2 protein-coding genes are annotated in these 1,627 nt (G+C 61.8%); both read left to right on the top strand.

Annotation, left to right across the window (positions count from 1 at the left end; translation table 11 throughout):
• Positions 1 to 207, top strand: a 207-nt coding sequence (locus AWB68_RS50550) for a hypothetical protein (protein ID WP_235028878.1), incomplete at its 5' end; no start/stop codon positions are given.
• Between the two features lie 263 nt (positions 208 to 470).
• On the top strand, positions 471 to 1,627 hold a 1,157-nt coding region (locus AWB68_RS44660), incomplete at its 3' end, for a thiamine pyrophosphate-binding protein (protein WP_268810992.1).

Genomic DNA, 1,627 nt, shown 5'->3' with positions numbered 1-1,627 from the left:
TTCCGCAGGCCGGGAACACGCGGTGACGAGCGCGCAAAGCAACGCAGCGGCGAGGTAAAGGCGAACGCGGAGGTCCTCGTTCCGAAGCTGAGACAAACCTTGCATTTGGAATTCCTTCGATTGGCGATCGTACCTGATGTTCAAGCACGCTCGGGCATCGGACAGGGCGGGAACTGCTCACATCATGTAATTTGTATCATTACGTGATATATCCTACACGGGATGGCTCTGCTTTGCCTGACGGCCAACCGTGCGTTGTTAGCGCGCAATCGAGCGCATTTCGTCTTGCAAGCATAACCGCTGGAGTCCGGGCCATGCGGCGGTCGATTCCAAGGCGGATGACGGAGACAACAGCAATGCGGCACGGCGTTTGCGATGTGGCCAACATTCGACGTTAAGTCAACCGCTGGCCAGATGCTTCATAGCGAAACGTCGTCACGAAATACTCGGCCGTTCGCAAGGAGGGTGTAATGTCACAAACCGTCGGCGACTTTCTTGTTGAGCGTCTGCACGCATGGGGCGTGCGCCGCATTTTCGGGTACCCGGGCGACGGCATCAACGGCGTCTTCGGCGCGCTCAGTCGCGCCAAGGGAAAAATCGAATTCGTTCAGGTGCGCCACGAAGAAATGGCGGCATTCATGGCATCCGCGCATGCCAAATTTACCGGCGAACTCGGCGTGTGCATTGCGACTTCGGGTCCGGGCGCGTCGCATCTCCTCACCGGCCTGTACGACGCACGGATGGACCACATGCCCGTGCTCGCCATCGCAGGGCAACAGGCACGCGCCGCGCTCGGCGGCCACTATCAGCAGGAACTCGATCTTGTTTCGATGTTCAAGGACGTCGCCGGGGCTTTCGTGCAGCAGGCGAGTGTGCCGTCACAGGTCCGCCATCTGGTCGATCGCGCCGTGCGCACGGCGTTGTCGCAACGCAAGGTCACGGCCATCGTCCTGCCGAACGACCTGCAGGAACTCGAATATGAAGCGCCCGCGCGCAAGCACGGCACGCTGCATTCCGGCGTCGGCTTCAGTGCGCCGAAAGTCGTCCCTTACGATGCCGACTTGCGACGCGCCGCCGAGGTCCTGAACGAAGGCAAGAAGGTGGCGATCCTGGTCGGCGCCGGCGCGCTGAATGCGACCGATGAAGTGATCGCGGTGGCCGACAAGCTCGGCGCGGGCGTGGCGAAGGCGCTGCTCGGCAAGGCCGCGTTGCCCGATGACCTGGCGTGGGTGACGGGCTCGATCGGTTTGCTCGGCACGAAACCCAGTTACGACATGATGATGGAGTGCGACACGCTGCTCATGATCGGCTCGGGCTTTCCCTATTCGGAATTCCTGCCGAAGGAAGGCAATGCGCGAGGCGTCCAGATCGATGTCAAGGCCGACATGCTGAGCCTGCGTTATCCGATGGAAGTGAACCTCGTCGGCGACAGCGCCGAGACCTTGCGCGCGTTGCTGCCGATGCTTGCCGAGAAGCCGGACCGCGCATGGCGCAAGAAGATTGAAGGCTGGACCGCCGACTGGTGGCAGACGCTGGAAAAGCGTGCGCTTGAACCGGCCAAGGGTGGCGTCAATCCGCAACGCAGCGTGTGGGAACTGTCGTCGCGCATCCCGGCCGATGCGATCGT

Source organism: Caballeronia choica, from assembly GCF_001544535.1.
GTDB lineage: Bacteria > Pseudomonadota > Gammaproteobacteria > Burkholderiales > Burkholderiaceae > Caballeronia > Caballeronia choica.
Note: the sequence above shows the minus strand (reverse complement) of the source record. Positions and strands in the feature narration are given on the sequence as shown.